Source organism: Nostoc sp., assembly GCF_036917415.1.
GTDB lineage: Bacteria > Cyanobacteriota > Cyanobacteriia > Cyanobacteriales > Nostocaceae > Nostoc.
The window spans coordinates 1-3,436 of sequence record NZ_JBALDJ010000090.1; the positions used below are offsets into that span (position 1 = coordinate 1).

Annotated in this window: 6 protein-coding genes and 2 pseudogenes; 3 read left to right on the forward strand and 5 right to left on the reverse strand. The window is 41.1% G+C overall.

Going from position 1 to position 3,436, the window contains the following annotated elements; genetic code table 11:
- Positions 1-65: 65 nt before the first annotated feature.
- Both V7K41_RS19345 and V7K41_RS19350 read right to left on the reverse strand, forming a co-directional pair.
- Positions 66-212 (reverse strand): hypothetical protein, encoded by a 147-nt coding sequence (locus tag V7K41_RS19345; protein WP_334850733.1) that lies wholly within the window; start codon positions 210-212, stop codon positions 66-68.
- Positions 213-301: 89 nt separating this feature from the next.
- The gene (locus tag V7K41_RS19350) at positions 302-667 is read right to left on the reverse strand and encodes a hypothetical protein (protein ID WP_334850735.1); all 366 of its coding nucleotides are present in this window, start codon (positions 665-667) and stop codon (positions 302-304) included.
- Positions 668-718: 51 nt separating this feature from the next.
- On the opposite strand from V7K41_RS19350, the gene V7K41_RS19355 reads away from it, so the two are divergent.
- Positions 719-988: a hypothetical protein gene (locus V7K41_RS19355; protein ID WP_334850737.1), complete on the forward strand. Its 270-nt coding sequence runs from the start codon at positions 719-721 to the stop codon at positions 986-988.
- 91 nt (positions 989-1,079) lie between these two features.
- Here the strand turns inward: V7K41_RS19355 and V7K41_RS19360 are convergent, their stop codons facing one another.
- The 3 genes and pseudogenes from V7K41_RS19360 to V7K41_RS19370 form a co-directional block, all read right to left on the reverse strand.
- Entirely contained in the window at positions 1,080-1,388 is a 309-nt protein-coding gene (locus V7K41_RS19360; RefSeq protein ID WP_334850739.1) for a type II toxin-antitoxin system RelE/ParE family toxin, read from the reverse strand.
- Positions 1,388-1,645, reverse strand: coding sequence for a type II toxin-antitoxin system ParD family antitoxin (locus tag V7K41_RS19365; RefSeq protein ID WP_334850741.1), 258 nt, complete (start codon positions 1,643-1,645; stop codon positions 1,388-1,390). Before V7K41_RS19365 ends, V7K41_RS19360 begins: the two co-directional genes overlap by 1 nt.
- Before the next feature lie 147 nt (positions 1,646-1,792).
- Positions 1,793-1,966 (reverse strand): annotated as a pseudogene (locus V7K41_RS19370) (WD40 repeat domain-containing protein); the annotation flags it as partial.
- Positions 1,967-2,448: 482 nt separating this feature from the next.
- On the opposite strand from V7K41_RS19370, the gene V7K41_RS19375 reads away from it, so the two are divergent.
- Together V7K41_RS19375 and V7K41_RS19380 are read left to right on the forward strand one after the other, a co-directional pair.
- Positions 2,449-2,697, forward strand: coding sequence for a hypothetical protein (locus V7K41_RS19375; RefSeq protein WP_334850743.1), 249 nt, complete (start codon positions 2,449-2,451; stop codon positions 2,695-2,697).
- 71 nt (positions 2,698-2,768) lie between these two features.
- A pseudogene (locus tag V7K41_RS19380) lies at positions 2,769-3,344 on the forward strand (DUF4351 domain-containing protein); the annotation flags it as partial.
- Positions 3,345-3,436 lie beyond the last annotated feature (92 nt).

Genomic DNA, 3,436 nt, shown 5'->3' on the forward strand with positions numbered 1-3,436 from the left:
TCAGTATATGGTTTCTGTTTTGGCGGCGGCTCTCCCTAACTCAACTCTCTCATAGAATCCATTTGTCAATAGGGTTTGAGACGCGCTAACCCTGTTGTTGGAGGTGGTAATGGCACAACATAGAGCCCGTCGAAAAAATCGAAAATCATCAGAGCAACAAAGCTCATCACGATAAATTCAATAGCTTGGGTGAGCGTAGATTGAATATCCATTGTATTTCTACGAAGTTTTTTAATGTTCACAAAACTGGCGCGAAGCGTTATTCGTCTGAAAATTAACTACAATCCGAATACAAGAGGTTTTAAAAAGGAAGGTGAGTTTCTTCATCTTCCAATAAACTCATCGAGAGACTAAAGTTTGAAGGGGCACTTAAGTTTTGGATTATTTTATAGTTGTCTGGATGCCAACAAGTATTACTCAAGGAATTATTTAGCCATTGGTAAAGTTGATTTTGTAGCTCTGAATCATTCTGAATCAACTCTTTTTCTTCAATTGTCCAAACTCTTGCAATCGCGTCAGAGACAGCTTCCAAAATGGAGTCTTCTAATTGTTTCGGATTCATTTGGATATATTTGGAGAAGAGAATTTTCACTCTCTTCAAGAGCAAAGCGATCGCCTGAGCCTGGGCGCTTGAGCCATCACACAGAAACTTGTGTAAAATAAGCATCACTGTGCCAAAAAGGGAACTGTACGCGGCGTTGAGTACACCAAAGCTAGAGTGCTCGCCCAGATTCAGGATACTTTGGAAGATGTTGAGTTTTTAGGGCAAGCTATTGCTAACAGCTGGTCTTTAAGCGAAATCAGACAGCGCATTAGTGATAAGATTTGCCCAGCCTTTAACCCAAACACCGAGTTTGACAATTACAAAGAACGCTTTACTGCTGCGACTACCAAACTAAGGAAGTCGCGCATTTGGTCAGACCCGAAGAAACGCAAGCAGATAGAGAAACTGCTGGCACAACTGGAGGTGCTGACGAAAGTTGAGTAACTTCTAGTTGGTACTGCTCCTCACTTCTCTCTTTAGCAAATTGTGCAGCAGCCTGCTGCACTAATTCCTTGATGTTTAGATATTTGACGATTTATTCATCGTCTCCTGAATCTTCAAAAAGGCTTTGGATGTCCCTTGCCCCATGTAGAACACGAATGACTTCAATCCCTTGGTTTATGGGACGGTAGAAAATTAGATAATTCCCTACTGGAAAACTCCGCAGATTTGGTGCTAAGGAATCGCGTTTTCTTCCCATACCTGGATTTGAAGCCAACATTTTGAGTTGACTGTCTATTTTCTGTAGAAGCTGATCTGCTTTTTCAAAGCTGTCCGAGGCAATAAAATTCCAAATATCCAATAAATCAGCTTGGGCTAAGGGTTTTCTGAGAATTATCGCCATTATGCGGATTCTTTCTGCTGCCGTTGTTGTTTTGCCAATTCAATAATTTCATCCATGTTTAGCGGGGTGGATTCTCCGCTATCAATCCCCTGCTGTATTTCACGACGCAATTCAGCAAGGCGTATTGCTTTGAGGGCATCCTGCTCTTTGAGCAGTCGCAGACCTTCACGGATCACTTCACTAGCCGAAGTGTACATACCGCTTTCAAGTTTGGATTGTACCCACTTTTCAAGTTCTGGAGTCAAAGAAACGTTCATCTGCTACCTCTTGATAGGCTCATAGCAATCATCCTACCGGGAATAACAAAAAATGTCCAAGTTTGTTATTACTGGAATTGAAAAAAGTCTAAGCAAGAAAAGAAGAAGTAAAAATTATTTTACACCTAACGGCTAATTCAGTACTGACTAGCGTAACCGCCAAATTTTGATAGTATTGTCCTGACTACCACTAACAAGGGTGTTACCATCTGGACTGAAGGCGACGGAATAAACATAGTCGGAACGCCCAAAGAGAGTGCGGATTTCCTCTCCGGTTGCCAGATTCCACAGTTTAACGCTTTTATCCTTAGTACCACTACTGGCGAGGGTTTTGACAGCCATGAATCGGGTTAAACGCTCAGTCACACCGCGCATACCAGGAAACATTGCAGAATTTTTGGGTTCGTATTCACCCAATATTGTGGCTAGCCCTGGTGGGATGTCCACAATCCGGGTTTTATGCTTGCCTTTGGTGGTAGACTTGCTCTAAGTGATAGCACCAGATTGATTGATATCAGTCGTCTGGAGTGCTAGTGCTTCTGATACGTGATAACCACTGAAAAGGCAAATTTCTTTCCAGAGCGCAATGACTTAACCGTTAACGCTTAGGCGATCGCGTGTAGTAAGAAACCTTTCAGTAATAATCGCTTAAATTCGTCTTAGGTTATTAATATCTTGCCTTGTCCGTTTTGGCACGGTGATGCCAAATACGCTAAATATACAGTTAACTTAGTCCAATGCTCGATTACGTCAGTGCAGCAATGGCATTTTATATCACAATGTTTCCAGTACAAGAGTGAATATTGGAATTCCGCCTTGGTTATCTGGGACGCTATTGGAGTCTGATGAGCGCTGCTGGCTTACTCATTGGCTTTTTGCTATGTGCGCTGATATTTGTGCCATTGATTATCAACATGACGCTAGATCCGTTCAGATACCCAGATCATATTGTCATGAGTGCGATCGCTGTGCAAAAGCTCTCACATCGGCTTGCTCGGTGTAGCTCAGTAGTGCATTTTCAGCTTCAGCCCCAACAAGCCTTTGACATGTGATTAAAATGGGTTGTAAATACAGATAAAATATTATTAATTACTTCAAATGAATTGCAAATAAACAAAATTGAATGACTCGATTTGTACATGACGAATTTGCTAAAGACTATCTAGAAGAACTGTTAAAACCTTATGGAGAAGTAAAAACATCACAAAAAGTCTCAGGAGAGATTAAAGAAATTGATGTGTTATTTACTCCGTTAACACAGCAAATCTCTAATTTAGAATTGTTAGGGCTACTTGGAAGATTTGCCGAATTTCCGGCAATATTAGAACCATTTCGCAATGCCACTTCTGGTGATGAAATCTGTGATTGTATTCAAAAATTATTAGAAGTAAAAGCTCTCTTGCGACGAAATGCTAAAGCGAATAAAACCAGACTCCAGGAGTCAGATATTCCTAAACTATGGATTCTGACTCCAACCGCATCCCCAACAATACTATCGAGCTTTAATGTTAATCAGAAATCGGGGTGGTTGCCAGGAGTATACTTTTTAGGTGATGCTCTACGGACAGCAATTGTAGCCATACACCAATTACCGCAAGCACCAGAAACGTTGTGGTTGAGAATTCTTGGTAGGGGAAGTGTGCAGTCACAGGCAATTGTAGAATTATCAGCACTACCATTGAATCACCCATACAGACAGGGGAAACGCATCTAATTTGTTTTGACAAAATGTAACTTATATGTGTGCAGGAAAAGGGAAGTATCATTAGGCTAATATCAATGTAATAGATG

Excerpts from the sequence above, each read along its gene's own strand:
- V7K41_RS19345 (WP_334850733.1), bottom strand. The coding sequence starts at position 212 with ATGGATATTCAATCTACGCTCACCCAAGCTATTGAATTTATCGTGATG.
- V7K41_RS19350 (WP_334850735.1), bottom strand. The coding sequence starts at position 667 with ATGCTTATTTTACACAAGTTTCTGTGTGATGGCTCAAGCGCCCAGGCT.
- V7K41_RS19360 (WP_334850739.1), bottom strand. The coding sequence starts at position 1,388 with ATGGCGATAATTCTCAGAAAACCCTTAGCCCAAGCTGATTTATTGGAT.
- V7K41_RS19365 (WP_334850741.1), bottom strand. The coding sequence starts at position 1,645 with ATGAACGTTTCTTTGACTCCAGAACTTGAAAAGTGGGTACAATCCAAA.